At 45.5% G+C, this 16,920-nt stretch carries 12 protein-coding genes; 10 read left to right on the top strand and 2 right to left on the bottom strand.

Annotated elements, in window-relative coordinates; all coding sequences use genetic code 11:
- The first annotated feature begins 100 nt into the window (after positions 1-100).
- The 3 genes from J7I42_RS35480 (at position 101) to J7I42_RS29455 (ending at position 5,749) form a co-directional block, all read left to right on the top strand.
- Positions 101-1,990: a T9SS type A sorting domain-containing protein gene (locus tag J7I42_RS35480; protein WP_209143048.1), complete on the top strand. Its 1,890-nt coding sequence runs from the start codon at positions 101-103 to the stop codon at positions 1,988-1,990.
- A 296-nt stretch (positions 1,991-2,286) separates the two neighbouring features.
- Entirely contained in the window at positions 2,287-4,521 is a 2,235-nt protein-coding gene (locus J7I42_RS29460; protein ID WP_209143046.1) for a glycoside hydrolase family 3 N-terminal domain-containing protein, read from the top strand.
- 763 nt (positions 4,522-5,284) lie between these two features.
- Complete coding sequence (locus J7I42_RS29455; protein ID WP_209143044.1) at positions 5,285-5,749, top strand: helix-turn-helix domain-containing protein; 465 nt, start codon at positions 5,285-5,287, stop codon at positions 5,747-5,749.
- Here J7I42_RS29455 and J7I42_RS29450 read toward each other — a convergent pair.
- On the bottom strand, positions 5,742-9,203 hold the full coding sequence (locus J7I42_RS29450) for a family 43 glycosylhydrolase (protein WP_209143042.1): 3,462 nt from the start codon (positions 9,201-9,203) through the stop codon (positions 5,742-5,744). The two genes, J7I42_RS29455 and J7I42_RS29450, sit on opposite strands and share 8 nt — an antisense overlap.
- Before the next feature lie 35 nt (positions 9,204-9,238).
- Here J7I42_RS29450 and J7I42_RS29445 point away from each other — a divergent pair, with 35 nt between their 5' ends.
- The 7 genes from J7I42_RS29445 (at position 9,239) to J7I42_RS29415 (ending at position 15,092) form a co-directional block, all read left to right on the top strand.
- On the top strand, positions 9,239-9,457 hold the full coding sequence (locus tag J7I42_RS29445; RefSeq protein ID WP_209143040.1) for a hypothetical protein: 219 nt from the start codon (positions 9,239-9,241) through the stop codon (positions 9,455-9,457).
- 133 nt (positions 9,458-9,590) lie between these two features.
- Positions 9,591-10,886 carry an MFS transporter gene (locus tag J7I42_RS29440; RefSeq protein ID WP_209143038.1) on the top strand — a complete coding sequence of 432 codons (1,296 nt, stop codon included), beginning with the start codon at positions 9,591-9,593 and terminating at the stop codon, positions 10,884-10,886.
- Positions 10,874-11,128, top strand: coding sequence for a CDP-alcohol phosphatidyltransferase family protein (locus J7I42_RS29435; protein ID WP_209143036.1), 255 nt, complete (start codon positions 10,874-10,876; stop codon positions 11,126-11,128). The genes J7I42_RS29440 and J7I42_RS29435 overlap by 13 nt, the downstream gene beginning before the upstream one ends.
- Complete coding sequence (locus J7I42_RS29430) at positions 11,116-11,724, top strand: CDP-alcohol phosphatidyltransferase family protein (RefSeq protein WP_209143034.1); 609 nt, start codon at positions 11,116-11,118, stop codon at positions 11,722-11,724. Before J7I42_RS29435 ends, J7I42_RS29430 begins: the two co-directional genes overlap by 13 nt.
- 91 nt (positions 11,725-11,815) lie before the next feature.
- Positions 11,816-13,411 (top strand): sensor histidine kinase, encoded by a 1,596-nt coding sequence (locus tag J7I42_RS29425; protein WP_209143032.1) that lies wholly within the window; start codon positions 11,816-11,818, stop codon positions 13,409-13,411.
- Between the two features lie 2 nt (positions 13,412-13,413).
- Positions 13,414-14,154 carry a LytR/AlgR family response regulator transcription factor gene (locus J7I42_RS29420; RefSeq protein ID WP_209143030.1) on the top strand — a complete coding sequence of 247 codons (741 nt, stop codon included), beginning with the start codon at positions 13,414-13,416 and terminating at the stop codon, positions 14,152-14,154.
- Between the two features lie 26 nt (positions 14,155-14,180).
- Entirely contained in the window at positions 14,181-15,092 is a 912-nt protein-coding gene (locus J7I42_RS29415) for an arginase family protein (RefSeq protein WP_209143029.1), read from the top strand.
- Here the strand turns inward: J7I42_RS29415 and J7I42_RS29410 are convergent.
- Positions 15,089-16,810, bottom strand: coding sequence for an IlvD/Edd family dehydratase (locus J7I42_RS29410; protein WP_209143027.1), 1,722 nt, complete (start codon positions 16,808-16,810; stop codon positions 15,089-15,091). The genes J7I42_RS29415 and J7I42_RS29410 overlap by 4 nt on opposite strands.
- Positions 16,811-16,920 lie beyond the last annotated feature (110 nt).

The raw sequence follows: 16,920 nt of genomic DNA, 5'->3' as shown, positions 1-16,920 counted from the left end.
TCTACTTAAGGGATAGTATTATGAGATACGGGTTTATTTGTATTATTTTGTCTGTGTAATCGTACATAAACCCCAGGGATACCCCCCTAAAATCCGAACCATGAAACAACTTTACCGCTCAAACGGTATGTCTATGTGCATACATTGCACTCCATTACCAATCACACTTTCTCTATTATTTTTACTGTTGTTCACCATCACGGGCCATGCACAGGTAAATGCCTATGCAAAGGTTTCCAACATTACCACAGTAAGTGGTAAATCGATGTTGACCATTACCAATTCCATCAATACCTACCACGGTTGGGTAGCAGGTGAAGAAGTGATTGTGATACAAATGCAAGATGATGTGATTGGGAGTACTATTAATGATCTTACTTTTGGTTCGTTACTAGGCATCTCCAGTGCAGGGTTGTTTGAAGTGGCAACGATCAGCTCAACAGCTGGCAGTACGATAACACTAAGCAGAACATTAACCAATACCTATCATACTGGCAGCAACGCCAGTGTGCAGGTAGTGAGTTTGACCCCATTTGGTTCCCCCAACTATACAACTACTGGAAATATCACTGCGGTACCCTGGGATGGTAGTAAGGGCACGGGTGGCATTGTAGCCATTACAGTACCCGGTACGTTCACACTGAGGCATGCTATTAATGTAGATGGACAAGGTTTTGCCGGTGGCGTTGCTTCTGGTAATAATGAACCCGGTTGTATTACAGATATATATATATCCAACTCACCCAATTATGGTGCAAAAGGCGAAGGCATTTATTTGAATACCAATGCTAATTATAATCGCGGCCGCGGCAGGATGCTGTCTGGCGGTGGCGGCGGAAATTTCACCGGAGCAGGTGGCGCTGGCGGTAGTAATTTTTCAGCGGGTGGTAGTGGTACTGAAAACCCCGGTTGTGGCAGTGGCGGCGGTTTAGGTGGCCTGGCTTTAGGTACCTATATGCTGGCTGGAAATCGCGCGTTCCTTGGCGGTGGCGGTGGTGGAGGTCAGGGTAATAGCTCACAAAGTAAAGGAGGCAATGGGGGCGGAATTGTTTTTATCAGAGCAGGTACGCTTACTACCAGTTGTGGTTCGCCAAAGATTTCTGCGAACGGCATAGACGCCGGCAGCTCCGGAACTTATGGCGCTGGTGGCGGTGGCGCTGCAGGTAGTATTCTTTTACAGATCGGTTCATATAGCGTTTCAAGCGGCTGTTCCCTTACTATGCAGGCTAATGGCGGCGATGGCGGCGATGCAGGCGGATTTTTCCAATGGGGCGGTGGCGGCGGTGGCGGTGGCCAGGGAGCTGTGCTGGTAAGCGGTACTTCTCTTATGACCAATATCATTAAAAACACCATCCCCGGAGCCGGTGGTTCAACCGGTTGGTTAACGGCTGATGCTCCCAGTGGTGCCGGACCTAATAACGGCGGTGTTCAGGGCGGAATTGGCGTGATATTGCCGGTACGCCTGTTGTATTTTGGCGTTGAAAATAAAAATGAAAAAGCCGTATTAAAGTGGACAATTGCCGACGAATCGAATGTGACTTATTTGGTGGAGCGCTCTACAGACGGTATTAACTTTACTTCAATAGGCACCGTGACTGGTACCGGTCAAAGTAATTACACCTTTACCGATCCTGAACCGTTAAGCGGCCGGGTGTATTACCGCCTGGTTTTAACAGGCGCTGACTTTACTGCTAAAACAACCTATTCATCTATAGTGAATGTAAGTTTGTCTGATGTGCTGAAGGTAGCCACTGCTTACCCTAACCCGGCTCATGATCATTTTTACATTCGGATCACTGGCGATAATAACAATCAGCCTCATAAAATAGCCGTTACTGATCTTACCGGTAAGCTGGTTTATAGCAGCACGGGTATACCTGTAAATAATATTATCAAGGTAACGCCTGCCCAGGTGCTGAAGCCCGGGTTGTATGTGTTTAAAGTGACCAGCAATGGAACAGAACAAACAGGGAAACTGATGATACAATAGTGAATGGTGAAGTTTATCTTTCCGCTAGTTAACTCGTTACTGATAAAGTTTAATAAAAAGTCCTGCCCATGTGGTGGGATTTTTTAGTATAAGTAGTGATGAAGTTAGTAGTGAGGGATGAGTAGTGGGTAAACTCGCGATTATTCATGAATACTTAAAATTCGCGAACCCATTGCCCATTCCCTATTGCCCATTGAAGTACATTTGACGTAGTTATAGAAGTGCATCCCCGCCTTGGTAAGTCGTAATTTGGCAGCAGCTGTAGTAGTAAACCTAATTGAATAATGCACAAGCCAATGAACAAGAAATTCTTGCCTTTTTGTTTTGCCATTTCCCTCGCCCTTACCGGGCTCAACGCCTCCGCCCAGAAAAAAACGATCGATCAACGGGTGGATTCTGTTTTAAAACTAATGACACCTGATGAAAAAGTGGGGCAATTGAACCAGTATTCCAGTAAAGAAGAATTGACAGGCCCCGCAGGGGAGAACAGCAATATCGCTATGGAAATAAAAACTGGTAAAGTGGGCTCCATGCTCAATGTACGCGGGGCGGAACGTACCCGCCGGATGCAGGAGCTTGCCATGCAGAGCCGGCTAAAAATACCGCTCATCTTTGGCCAGGATGTGATCCATGGCTATAAAGTCACTTTCCCCATTCCCCTGGCTGAAGTGGCCAGCTGGGACCTGACCACCATTGAACAGGGCTCGCGCATCGCCGCTATTGAAACGGCCGCCTCCGGCGTTCACTGGACCTTTGCACCCATGGTTGACATTGCCCGCGACCCTCGCTGGGGCCGCGTAATGGAAGGGGCCGGCGAAGATCCTTATCTGGGCAGCCTGGTGGCCAAAGCCCGGGTAAAAGGTTTTCAGGGCAAGGGGCTGGGCAACCTGGATGCCATCATGGCCTGTGCCAAACACTTTGCCGCCTATGGCGCTGCTATCGGTGGCCGCGATTATAATTCGGTTGATATGAGCGAACGTACGCTGTGGGAAGTATACCTGCCGCCCTTTAAAGCTGCCGCAGATGCTGGCGCCGCCACCTTTATGAACTCATTCAACGATCTCAATGGCATTCCCGCAACCGGTAATGCTTACCTGCAGCGCGAGATCTTAAAAGGGAAATGGAAATTCCCGGGTTTTGTAGTAAGCGACTGGGGGTCTATTGGCGAAATGGTACCCCATGGTTTTGTAAAGGATAAAAAGGACGCAGCCCAAAGCGCTATAAATGCAGGCAGCGATATGGATATGGAAAGCCACAGCTATACCGCCCACCTCGCACAACTGGTTAAAGAAGGTAAAGTGCCAGTAGCGTTGGTTGATGATGCCGTGAAAAGGATCCTGCGTAAGAAATTTGAGCTGGGGCTGTTTGATGATCCATACCGTTTTAGCAATACACAACGCGAAACGGCCACTGTTGGCATTCCCCAGCACCGGGAAGTGGCAAAGGACATGGCGAAGAAAAGCATTGTGCTGATGAAGAACGATAAGGGGGTATTACCACTTTCAAAAAATACAAAGACCATTGCAGTTATTGGTCCCCTGGCCAAATCGGAAGATGATATGCTCGGTTTTTGGAGCGTAGGCTGGCCCGATAACAGCGATGTGGTATCTCAATGGGAAGGTATACAAAACAAAGTAGGTAATACTGCCAAACTGGTATATGCAAAAGGCTGTGAAGTAAGCGATACCAGCCGCGCTGGTTTTGCCGAAGCCATTGCTGCCGCACAAGGTGCCGACGTGGTGATCGTAAGTGTAGGCGAACTGCGCGACATGAGCGGCGAAGCAAAAAGCCGCGCCAATATACATTTACCCGGCGTACAGGAAGAACTGTTACAGGCCCTGCATGCCACCGGTAAACCAATTGTCGTATTGATAAACGCCGGTCGGCCCCTGGTGTTTAACTGGACGGCAGACAACATCCCTGCCATTTTATATACCTGGTGGCTGGGCAGTGAAGCGGGGAACGCCATTGCCGATGTGTTGTTTGGCGATTACAACCCTTCAGCTAAAATACCTATGACCTTTCCCAGAACGGAAGGACAGATCCCCATTTATTACAATTACTTCAATACCGGCCGTCCGGCACCGGATGATGACAAACCGGCGCGGTACCGTTCGGGTTATATCGATCTGCAAAAAAGCCCACGGTTTGCTTTTGGCCATGGCTTAAGCTATACCAGCTTTACTTATTCCGATCTGCAATTGAGCAAACCGGCAATGGGCGCCAGTGACTCCATTGTGGTTACTTTCAAACTAACCAACAGTGGCAAAGTAGCAGGGGAGGAAGTAGCCCAATTGTACCTGCGCGATGTAGTATCCTCCCTGGTGCGTCCTGTAAAAGAACTGAAAGATTTTACCAAACTGCTTTTACAGCCAGGTGAGAGTAAAACCGTTCGCTTTGTGATCAGAAAAGATAAGTTATCATTCTACAATCAGCAATTACAATGGATTGCTGAATCGGGTAGTTTTGATTTGATGATTGGGAGTGCGTCGGATGATATTCGGTTGAAAAGCAAGTTTGAGTTGAAGTAGGGGTAGGGATGACCTGTAAGATTCTGTGTTAATCAGCAAGTCTGCAATTAATTTAGATTTTCGTAATTTAGCGTCTTAAGGCGGCTTTATGCCAGCCTGTTAGGGGCGGTCAGCAATGACCGCCCTGATTTTTATACGGCCTCTTTGTATTCTACCTGGTTCTCTAAATACGCCTTATTCTTAAGACATTGCTTGATTCATTTGTGCAGGTAGCAGGCAGCAATCATCCAGTGTATGAAGTTTTTGTAGTTAAGTTGTCTCCCCACGAGTCGAACCTGATACTACACTCAGGTAACAGGTCCCTGACAGCAGAAGAAAATGATGATAAGGATCAGTTTCCGGCAAATAAGACCCAGGCAAAAGGGGTGACGTTCTATGTCTATTCAGGAAGGAGTGTCTCGTGGGAACCTCCCTATGCAATGTGGGTGGTAACGGATAGTATGGGGATATACAAAGTTGTTTCACAAGACAATGTTTATCCGTTCATAGGAATACCTATGCCAATGATAAATTTCAAAGCCCCCAAAATACTTCCCCCTACCAATAACGATGAATAAATTGTTTATAGTCTCTAAACTCTGAACTAAACGCAACTTAAACAGCCCTGAGGCCTTTTATCCATCAGGGCTGTTTCGTAACTAATATGATATTAACGTGGTTATACTCGATGCTGGAAGATTAATCCCAAAGCTTCCACCTGAAATAGTAAAGCTATCTGCCGTTAGGTTGGCTGAACTGGTTGTTCATACATAACAGAAGTGAGTTGTTGATCCTGCTGGATAAATTACAGCTCACTTCTGCTGTTTCTATAGTCAGGAACACCGAGGAGTTGCTTCCTGTGTTTGAACAGGACCCATTTCAGGTGATCGCATTTGTTGCCCTGCAGTCTGCCGACGGCTTTATGGAAAGATTACATGCGTGCATTTTTGAAAACTTACACAATAAAAAGCTAAACGTTGATATGTTGGCGCGGTATATGAATATGAGCCGCCCTACTTTATATCGAAAAATAAAACAGGAGACGGATCATACACCTAATGAAATGATCACACTGGCGAGATTAAAACAGGCCTCAACGCTTTTGCTGTTGACCGATCACAAAGTTTTTGAAGTAGCCGAAATGGTGGGCTTTCATTCTTCAAGCAGTTTCGGCAAAGCATTCCTGAAACGCTTTCACGTTACCCCGGCAGCCTATCAGCGAATTAATAAAAAGCAGGACCTTATTTGAACCGGATACTGCTGATGTTTATATCACCGGGTATACCCGTTGGGAATTTTACAAATACATCATGCTGTCCTGAAACGATCTTTAGTTTACTGCTGATCGTTTTCCATGTATGAGCATCGCCACCGCGGGGCACTGAAAGAGTAGCGATCAATTGTCCGTTTTTCAGATCATCCAGCCAGATCTCCAGTTTACCGCCTGTTTTTGCCAGCGCCTGTACTTCCACCTGTTTAGCTGTGTTATTACCAATGCCCAGTTCCACCCCCGAGATCATAAACCAGCCGCCATGGATTGAATTATTCGTCACCGCATTGCCTGCTTCATTTTTAACCTTACGAATTCCAAAATAATTACTATAACCGATAGCAGGAAGTTCAGCATAACCATCCTTGCAAACAAACTGATCGAAGTTGGCTCGTGTACCTTCTGCAAATAAACCAATGCTGGTACCAACCCATGAATTATAATTGGGTTGCACCTTATCTAATTTAACAACATTGACGGGGTTACCCAGGCAAGTCCAGGTTTTTCCATCGCCACTGCAATAACCAGTTAATTCATGTTCCTTTCTTTCCAGTTTCAACCAAACAGTATGGCCAAACTGATTGGAAATGCTTTGGGTCGTGGAATCAAATGACAAGATGATCTTTTTACCATTATCGTATCCACTATACAGTTGTACAACAACCTGTTGATTTCCGTTGGTGAGGTAGAGCCCTGCTTTGCTCTGGGAATCGGTTGCGTTTATCTCTACTTTTGTTATCGCCGCATAATAGTGATCTGTCTCTTTTTGTACAATATGGGCCCGGCTGGTATCAGGTATCAGTTGAAGCCAGCCTTTTTTCGCAGTTAATAAAAACCGACTCTCCATTTTCTTACTTAAAAAATGCCACCAGGCGTCAGGCATCGTATTGTTGAAATAATCGGTATGGACACTGCGCCATAAAAGACCTGATTGGGGCAAATGGGGCCGTTGCAATGGCGTGCTTACGGGAGCTGTGCCCCAGGGACGGTCGCCTTCCCAGATCACCTGGTATAATGAAGTTTGACGCCCTAATCCTGACCAGTCGTTGTTGTTCACCCGTTCGTAGCTTTGCCCGATCGTCCACCAGGTGCCATCGGCCAGTTGAAAAGGCGCGGCAATATGGTTGGGACTTCTGAAGCTTGCCTGGGGATCAATGATTGGTTTAAAGAAATTGCCCAGCCGTTCCCATTTGGTAGAATCGCTTGTTAATGCAGATGCCCGCAGCACGTACTGTCCACCCGATACATCACCGGCTGGAAAATAATAATAATAACCATTGCGTTTGCACATCACCGGTCCTTCAGCCCAGCTGTATTGCAGGTTGGCATTTATCCAGTCGAGATTGATAACGGTGTCGGTGAGTTGACCATCCCTGCCCAACGCCTGCAGGCGGTTGATCTTTTGGCCGTTCTTGATTACCATGTAAGGCTTTCCATCATCATCAACAAAAATGGAGTTGTCGTAGCCCAGGTTCCCCGTAACGGAATTTGTTTTTACCTGTACGGGCTCCGACCAGGGACCGGCAGGAGAACTGGCTTTACAGAACCATTGTCCGTTGGCAGAAAAATAGGTCCAGTAGGAACCATAAAAATAGGTAATGGCTCCCTGCCATATTCCGGCTGAGGGTTTATCGGAAACAAAACTTGCTTTAGCAGGCGGAACAACCCGGCCAATCACTTCCCAATGGACAAGGTCTTTGGAATGATACACTGGCAGGTATGGCGTAAAATGAAAGCTTGACCCGCAATGGTAAAAATCATTGCCTACTTTAAGCAGGGTAGGGTCTGGGTGATCGCCTGGTAAAACAGGATTCACATAAGTAGCTACTTCATTATAATATTGGGAGGAATCAATTGAGTTGTTTTGCCAGGGGGCCATTCTGAACCAGTCGAAATCAACATAGCCCCCAGATTGCCGGGTGGCATAATTGAAAAGGCAGAACTTATTCCCGGTGAATAGGGTAAGACTGAATTTCATGGATAAGGCATCACCAATTGGACGGAATGATTTATTGTCGAAACTATATTGGAACAATGCCTTTTGGTTGCTGTTGGAGGCAATGGTTTGCAGGTAGATGGTGGATTGAGCAATGGCAACCGAATCGATCAGTTGACCATTATTTACCATGACAACATATTTTCTGCCATTCATTTGTTTAACGCCAATGTATGCATAGGGGTCCTGGAAAACGGCCAGACCGGCTATGTCGCCATCTTTCATTTGGCTGGTTTCCATTTTGGTAATTGCGGTTGAGGAAATGGGATCAGCATAATAGGTAAAGGGGCGTTGGGTAAGTGTGTTGCGTGCTTCCCGTAAACCAGCAACCGCTTTTCCGGTAATTAAACGTAAATAACCTGGTCTTTGCGTCAGCGACCATTTTGTGGAGTCGGGGTTGTGGTTCCAGCCCCATTGCATTCCCAGCTTTTTACCGCTAAATTCATCGGAGACAGGGAAAGTTTTAACCGGGTAGGTTTTTCCTGTGTTTGGTTTTTTGTAAGTGACAACGCCTTTGCCATTAACGCCTACCATGGGCCATCCGTCAACCCAGGTTACTGGTTGCAAGGATGGAAAACGCCCAAACGGACCGCTATCAACAAACAACATAGTCCACCATTCGCCGGTTTGCGTTTGTATCAATGCACCCTGGTGGACGCCAAAAGTGACGCCGGGGGTAGTATCACGGATCACTACTTTTTGTTCATAAGGGCCGTAAATATTTTTTGACCGAAGCGCTACCTGTATGCCATCAAGACCACCATAGGTCCCGTATAAATAATAGTAGCCATTGATCTTATATACGTGTGTACCTTCCAGTCCTTTGCGAATATCGCCGGTGTATACCAGCGAGTCTTTTGTTTTAGGCGAGAAGTCTGGATTCAATTCGGTGATGTTTATTTTGCTATAACCATGCGCTACATAAATTTTATCGTCTTCATCAAAGAATAAACCGGGATCATAAAAACCTTTGGGAAGTTTTTGTATTTCCCAGGGCCCTTCGGCTTTTGAAGCGGTACACATAAAGCCGCCTTCATTGAGCGTAATGAAAAGCAGGTGAAATTTTCCATTATGGTATTTTATGCTCGTAGCCCATTGCCCATGCCCATACCGGTTGCAGCTGTCAAGATTGTAACATTTGCTGAAATCGAAACGGGGTATGGCATGGCTGCAATACTCCCAGTTTACGAGATCATGCGATTTGAGAACTGTAACCCCTGGAAAAACAAACATGGTTGTGCTGACCATATAGTAAGTATCACCAACCCGTACTACGTCCGGGTCGGGAAAATCGGCGGCAATTACCGGATTGGTAAAAGTGCCATCTCCATTATCGCTGTGCAGTTTCTGGGCGGACAGGGTGTGCGACAGGATCAATAGTAAGAGGCTGCAGGCAAATTTGATACAAGTGTTTTTAATGCTGGTGGTCCCGGTCATGTTTATCGTTAGTTGTTCGGTAAAATTCGATAAAAATGACCTGTTTTAATAGTACATTTTACCAATTTCCCGATTCAAATGTTTTACGCCACGATATCCGCGTTATTCATGAAACAGTGACCGGGACCTATACCTATTCAGGAAGTGTGAGCGGAAAACCCGGTTTGCCCGATAACCACTGCTGTAATTATATACGTACCCCTGGCTGTTATAGTAAACCCCAGCCACCTACATCCGGATGTGGTAACCGGTGAGCCGGTATTTGTGAAGAAGATGCTGATTGAATAAGGTAAAGATATGTTAAAATAAAAAAAGGTTATCCGCCGGTGGGAGGATAACCTTTTCTATTGATTTGGAAACAAGGGTTGCGAATTGTATGTTTGTTGCATGCCCCTAAAACCGAATAACAAGATTATAAATGCCTGGTGTTGGTACGATTGGGCAAATTCAAGTTATTCACTGGTGATCACCTCGGCCATTTTTCCCAGTTATTTTTTAAGTCTTGCTCCGCCTGCTGGCAATAAAACAACCTGGTCGCATACGATCAGCAATTCTGTATTGTATGCGTATATGTATTCTTTTGCGTCACTGTTGTTGCTTTTTTTAAGCCCGTTATTTGGTTCTATTGCCGATTATTCGGGGCGAAAGAAACTATTCATGAGTTTTTTCTCCTATATCGGGTCGGTGAGCTGTCTCTTCCTTTTCTTTTCTACGGCAGATCAAATGCTCTTGATAGCAAGTCTCTTTATAATATCCAGTGTTTGTTACAGCCTGGGCGTAGTGTTCTATAATGCATATATACCCGAGATAACCACGCCCGATCAATTTGATACGGTTAGTGCAAAAGGGTTTGCCTGGGGTTATTTGGGTGGAATGATCGCGCTGGTTATATGTTTATTGGTTATTCAGTTTGCGGCGCACCTGGGGTTTTCTCAACAGCAGATCGACGGATATATTCCTGTACGCGTTTCCTTTGTATTTATTGGCATTTGGTGGCTTGCATTTGCCTGGTATTCCATAAAAAGGTTACCGGCCGACAGGAAGGGCAATGCCATCACCTGGCAAATTATTGTGCAATCTTATAGCCGAATTTATAAAGCTTTTCACCGTGCACGCGGACATAAGGCCATTTCTATTTTTCTGCTGGCCTTTTTCTTTTACGATATGGGGCTTACTACTGTGATGGGCATGTCGAGCGTATTTGCCTCCAAGACCCTCCATCTTAAAACCTCTCATCTTATTGGGGTCATTCTGATATTGCAGCTGGTGGCCATCTTTGGATCATATGTGTTTCTATTCATTGCCAAAAAGATCAATAATATTTTTGCGGTAAAAACGGCTGTATTATTATGGGTGCTGGTTTGTTTTATCGCTTATTCCATACAAAGCATTACGCAGTTTTATATTATGGCCATACTGGTAGGGTTGGTCATGGGTGGCACCCAGGCTTTATCGCGATCGGCATTTGCTGCGCTGATACAGGAGGAAAAGGATGAGTATGCGACATATTTCAGCTTGTATGATGTGCTTGATAAAATGGGGGTAGTGATCGGTACCTTTCTGTTTGGTTTAATAGAATATATCACTGGCTCCATGCGCGCCAGCGTAGCCACTTTGAGTGTGTTTTTTATTATCGGATTTATCTTATTACAACTAATAAAAAAGAACGCTTGGAAAAAATAAAAAAAGCCATCCCTTTTTCACTCGTCATTTTTCGTTTATTGCTGGCGCCGGTAATGATTGTATGGACACTGCAAACCAATCAAAGCGGGTGGTTTCTGGTAACCTGTTTATGGGCCGGTATGATCTCTGATATTTTTGATGGCATAATTGCCCGCAACCTGGGCGTAGCGAATAACAGTCTTCGCAAATGGGACGCTAATATCTTATTACAACTAATAAAAAAGAACGCTTGGAAAAAATAAAAAAAGCCATCCCTTTTTCACTCGTCATTTTTCGTTTATTGCTGGCGCCGGTAATGATTGTATGGACACTGCAAACCAATCAAAGCGGGTGGTTTCTGGTAACCTGTTTATGGGCCGGTATGATCTCTGATATTTTTGATGGCATAATTGCCCGCAACCTGGGCGTAGCGAATAACAGTCTTCGCAAATGGGACGCTAATGTTGATATCGTTTTCTGGCTGGCAGCCGGCGTTAGCATCTGGCTGTTAAACGGACAGCTGATAAAAGACCACCTTTACTTTATCATTGTTCTGTTTATTCTGGAACCGGTTTCAGACCTTATCAACTTTGTTAAGTTCAGGAAAAGTGGGTGTGCGCATAACTGGTTGTCGAAGTTATGGGGACTTAACTTACTGATCACCTTTACCATCTTGTTAGCCGGTTTTGAGCCGGTGGTTTTGTTTCGTATTTGCCTCATAAACGGGCTTATTTCCCAAATAGACCGGATCATTATCTCTTCACTGCTGCCCAAACCTGAGTGCGATATTCCCAGTTGTTACCATGCCTGGTTAAGAAGAAATGGCAGGCCCTTTAAACGGTATAAATTACTGAACTGATCACCAAATTCAAATTTGCAGGCGCCATATTCATAGTGCAGGAAAATGGATTGCTCCGTACAAATGAGATTTGTTTGAAATTATTACAACTATGAAAGCAAAGCATTCCTTGTTATTCCTGCTGCTCATTGGGGCGTATGCGGCAAAAAGCCAGTCTTCTTTTAGAAAACCGGCTATAAGCAAAGAGCCCGTAACCCTCGATGCGTACGTTGAAAAAATCCAACCCAAACAGGTGCCCTCAAATTATTTAATAACGCCCAACACTATTATTTCCCGGGAGGAAAAAGTAAAAGGCCAGACTACGATTACAGCCTATATAGACCGGCAATTTATATTCGTCGTTTGTCCCGGCATTACAATGGCCAATGTTATGGGTTATAAGGCGTTCGGAGCAATAATGGGGTCCCGCGCAGATTCCGTGGATGATAAAGATCTGGAGCCCGTTGAATTCCTTTTTTTTGAGGACAGTACAGCCATCCTGGCCTCAGCCGGGTTAAATGAGAATAAATTAAAATGGCCTGATGCCCGCCGGTATTATTGTATAAAAGACAAGGCCGGGAAAATCGTTTCCTCGTTGGTGCTGCAATTCATATTTCCCAAACCCGAACTGCAATTTATATCCTTACACGATTCCCTGATAAAGGCATATAGGGCCCAGCCCCTGGAAACGACGGAACTTTCTCCTAATGATGTAACCAGGTTTATGAAGGGGATCTCCAGTGATGGAAGCAAAATAGCTCCCACCAGCACCCTGCTGTTCAGGTTTAAATCGCTCACCAGGGAACGGAATTACCGGGTGGAATACCAGTTGAATGCGGATGTATGGAAAGCCAGCGCAAGTGACACCTTTCCTTATTTTATTATCGACGGTCTTACCCCTGGCAAATACAAACTACAGGTCAGGTACCTGGGCGAGAAGAATAATGTGATGTTGTATGAGTTTGAGATACTCCCGACTTTTATTCAAACCACCTCCTTTAAAATTGTAATGGGTTGTGTTATTACGGCACTTGTGCTGGGGGCCCTCTTTTGGGGCTATAGCATACTGCAAAAACAAAAGCTGAAAAAAGAAATAGCAAAAAGAAAACAACTCCAGGACCAGATCACCGCCTTGCAGGCCCGGTTGCAACCGCATTTTATATTCAATGCATTGAATTCCATCCAGGGATTGATCAATAAACGGAATATAGAAGATGCCAATATATACATGTCAAAGTTTGGGGCCCTGTTGCATGAGATCATCGGCAAAAGCGGTCAAACCATGCATCCGCTGGCAACAGAAATAAAACAGATTGAATATTATTTGCAGTTGGAACAATTGCGTTTTAAATTTCAATATAAAATAGCGATCAATGAATCTATAGATACTTCCGAAATAAATATTCCCACCATGTTATTACAGCCTTACGTAGAGAATGCCATTAAACACGGGATCGTAGAAAAAAAGGAGGCCGGGCTGGTGGAAATAACCATAGAAAAAAATAACAATAACCTGGAAATAGCGGTAAGGGATAATGGTAAAGGATATGATACGGCTGTTGCCCCTGAAGGCCTCGGCAATGCCATGGTAGAAGAACGGATAGGGGCGTTGAACAAGCTGTTAAAGGAACAACAAATAACAGTTGCCGTGCAATCTGCGATCGATGAAGGAACTACCGTATTATTAATTTTTACAAACTGGCTTTGAAAATGAAGGTGATCATTATAGACGATGAGGACAATAATATAGAAAACCTGCAACAGTTGCTGCAGGTTTATTGTCCCGAAGTGCGGGTTGTTGGTACTGCTGCCAATTCCGATGATGGCATTGCGCTCATTAATCAAATACAACCCGATCTTGTTTTCCTGGATATTGAAATGCCGGGTAAGAATGGCTTTGAACTGCTGAAATCGTTATCGGCTTATAATTTCGAGATCATCTTTGTTACGGCCCATCACCAATATGGTATCCAGGCGGTAAAATTCGCGGCCATCGACTATATCCTAAAGCCAATAGATATTGAAGAGTTGAAAACAGCTGTAGCCAAGGCTTTAAAGAAAAGGACCGCCCAACAGCAAAACCTGCAATTAGAGAATCTTATACAGATCCTGCAACAGCAACAGGTAAAAACCGAACACCGGATTGCCCTGCCCACTGCAAAAGAAACGAGGTTTGCCAAAACCGAGGAGATCATCCGGTGCGAATCGTCCAATACGTATACAACCTTTTTCCTGGTGTCAGGCGAAAAGATAATGGTGTCGAAGCCGATATACGAATTCGAAGAACTGCTGGCAGATTATCAATTCATCCGGTGCCATCAAAGTCACATTGTAAATAAGAAGTTCATCAAAAGCTGGGTAAAGGCCAATGGCGGCCATTTACTCTTATACGATAAAACGGAAGTGCCCGTTTCGCGACAGAAACGGGAGGAGTTAAAAGACTTGTTTTAAAAAGTATTTATTTTTAAACCACCTATATGAACGGCCATATCATCAACCTCTTTGAATTTCCCTCTAACCTGGGATTAAAGAAAACCGATTATGCCCACGAGCCGGGCGTAAAAAAGTTGCCTGATTGGTTAAAGCAATTTGGCTTTCATGATCAGATCAAACCGGATAAAGTGGTGCGATTAGACCCACCTGTCTACTCTATGTTGGTAGATGAAGCTTCGCTGGTAAGAAATGCAGATAATATTGTTGTGTACGCAGAAGGGCAAGCTGCACTTCTGTACAATGAGATCAAAAAGGATACTTTTCAACTGATCCTGGGTGGCGATTGCAGTATCCTGGTTGGAAGCGCCCTTGCACTTAAGCAAAAAGGTAAGTACGGATTATTTTACCTGGATGGACATACCGATTTTATCTGGCCTGAAATGTCTGGTACTCATGGCGCCGCCGGTATGGACCTGGCTATTGTCGCAGGCCATGGCCATAGTAAACTCACCAATATCCATGATCTCAATCCTTATATCCAGGAAGAACATATTTTCTGTGTAGGCAACCGGGAGTATGATGCGGATTATGAAAAACCGGTTATAGCATCCAATGTTGCTTACTTTCCGCTCAACCGCTTACGGGAAAATGGATTGCAGAACACTGTTCAGCAGTTTCTTCAAATGGTGCAACTGCACAACCTGGATGGGTTCTTTATTCATTTTGATGTAGATGCCCTGGACGACCGGCTAATGCCGGCAGTTGACAGCCGGACTGAAGGCGGACTTTCCTATGAGGAGCTGGCTGAGGTCCTGATCCCATTATTGGCAAGTAATAAAGCCATTGGTATGGAGATCACCATCCTTGATCCTGATCTGGACGAGGATGGGCGGTATACCCGGGAGTTCGTGACCCAAATGGTTCACATATTCTCAGCGGGTATGATTACTCATTAATGCAAATCCCTTAACACTTCAGCGCCTGATCCGCCCCGTAACACATCCAGGTCAGCGCCTAGATGCGCCTGTTGCACATGGTCTATATAAAACTTTACATAACCCCGTGTTGCCATAGGCGCAGGTTGTTGCCAGCTGGCTTTGCGGGCAGCCAGTTCTTCATCTGATACATCGAGGTGCAGTTTTCGGTTGGCTACATCCAGTTCTATCATATCGCCGTTTTGTACCAGGGCCAATACGCCACCTATCGACGATTCGGGTGATACATGTAACACCACGGTTCCACCGGCGGTGCCGCTCATGCGTCCGTCGGAAATGCGTACCATGTCCCTGATGCCTTTTTGCAACAGTTTCATGGGCAGGTCAACATTACCCACTTCGGGCATACCGGGGTAGCCTACCGGACCAACACCTTTTAGCACGATCACGCAATGTTCGTCTATATCGAGGTTGGGATCGTCTATACGGGCATGATAATCCTCTATGTTCTCAAATACCACGGCCCGTCCCCGGTGTTGTAGTAAATGCGGGGAAGCGGCCGAAGGTTTTAAAATGGCGCCATTCTGGCACAGATTTCCTTTTAGTACGGCCATGCCGGCTTCTTTCTTAAGCGGCTGTTGAGCGGTGGCAATTACATCGGTATTATAACAGGGAGAAACAGCACAATTGTCGCCAATGTTTTTCCCATTTACCGTAAGCGCATTGTTGTGCAGGTACGACTGCATTTCACGGATGATCACCGGTAACCCGCCTGCATAATAAAAGTCTTCCATCAGGTATTTGCCAGAGGGCTTCAAATTTAATAGCAACGGTACTTTACTACCGATGGCATCAAAATCTTCCAGCGTTAAAGGCACGCCAATACGACCGGCAATGGCCAGCAGGTGAATAATGAAATTGCTTGATCCCCCAATAGCGGAGTTGATAACAATGGCATTCTCAAAAGCGGCACGGGTAAGTATGCGCGAAAGTCTCAGGTCTTCTTTCACCATTTCTACAATCCGGCGGCCACTCAGTTGTGCGAATTGTTTTTTACGGGCGTCTACCGCGGGAATGGCGGCCATTCCAGGCAGTGTCAATCCAAGGGATTCGGCCATGCAGGCCATGGAACTGGCGGTGCCCATAGTCATACAATGACCCTGGCTACGGGCAACGCCGGTTTCTACTTCATAAATATCCTGTTCTGTATAATTTTCTACGCCCTGTTTTTCTTTTATGAGCCAGTTAAAGGAGCCGCTGCCAATACATTCCCCGCGAAAGCGACCATTCAGCATAGGGCCACCCGGCACAACAATGGTGGGCAGGTCAACACTACAGGCACCCATAATGGTAGAAGGAGTGGTTTTGTCGCAACCGGTAAGCAGCACTACGCCATCGATAGGGTTGGCACGAATACTTTCTTCCACATCCATGCTGGCCAGGTTGCGAAACAACATAGTGGTAGGCCGCATTACCGTTTCACCCAGCGAGGTAACAGGGAACTCCAGGGGAAAACCGCCTGCTTCTATCACGCCGCGTTTTACAATTTCTGCCAGGTCACGCAGGTGGCTGTTGCAGGGCGTAAGCTCACTCCAGGTATTACAAATACCGATCACTGGTTTGTTCATAAAATAGTCGTCAGGATAACCCTGGGTACGAAACCATGACCGGTGTACAAAACCCATCTTGTCTGATCGACCGAACCATTCGTAGCTTCTTAGTTTTTTCTCGTTGCTCATTTATATTTTGTTAGATGAGTGGTTAATTGTGAAACGGCAATCGGCAATAGGCAATGGGTTCGTGAAATTCATGCATCGCCTCGTAACCGGCAAACGGCAGACATGAAGGG

It is taken from the genome of Niastella soli (assembly GCF_017742245.1).
Lineage (GTDB): Bacteria > Bacteroidota > Bacteroidia > Chitinophagales > Chitinophagaceae > Niastella > Niastella soli.
The sequence above is the reverse complement of the archived record's forward strand: the minus strand, read 5'-3'. Positions and strand labels throughout refer to the sequence as shown.

Coding starts and splice junctions, on each gene's coding strand:
- J7I42_RS35480 (WP_209143048.1), top strand. CDS start 101: ATGAAACAACTTTACCGCTCAAACGGTATGTCTATGTGCATACATTGC.
- J7I42_RS29460 (WP_209143046.1), top strand. CDS start 2,287: ATGAACAAGAAATTCTTGCCTTTTTGTTTTGCCATTTCCCTCGCCCTT.
- J7I42_RS29450 (WP_209143042.1), bottom strand. CDS start 9,203: ATGACCGGGACCACCAGCATTAAAAACACTTGTATCAAATTTGCCTGC.
- J7I42_RS29445 (WP_209143040.1), top strand. CDS start 9,239: ATGACCTGTTTTAATAGTACATTTTACCAATTTCCCGATTCAAATGTT.
- J7I42_RS29440 (WP_209143038.1), top strand. CDS start 9,591: ATGCCCCTAAAACCGAATAACAAGATTATAAATGCCTGGTGTTGGTAC.
- J7I42_RS29425 (WP_209143032.1), top strand. CDS start 11,816: ATGAAAGCAAAGCATTCCTTGTTATTCCTGCTGCTCATTGGGGCGTAT.
- J7I42_RS29420 (WP_209143030.1), top strand. CDS start 13,414: ATGAAGGTGATCATTATAGACGATGAGGACAATAATATAGAAAACCTG.
- J7I42_RS29415 (WP_209143029.1), top strand. CDS start 14,181: ATGAACGGCCATATCATCAACCTCTTTGAATTTCCCTCTAACCTGGGA.
- J7I42_RS29410 (WP_209143027.1), bottom strand. CDS start 16,810: ATGAGCAACGAGAAAAAACTAAGAAGCTACGAATGGTTCGGTCGATCA.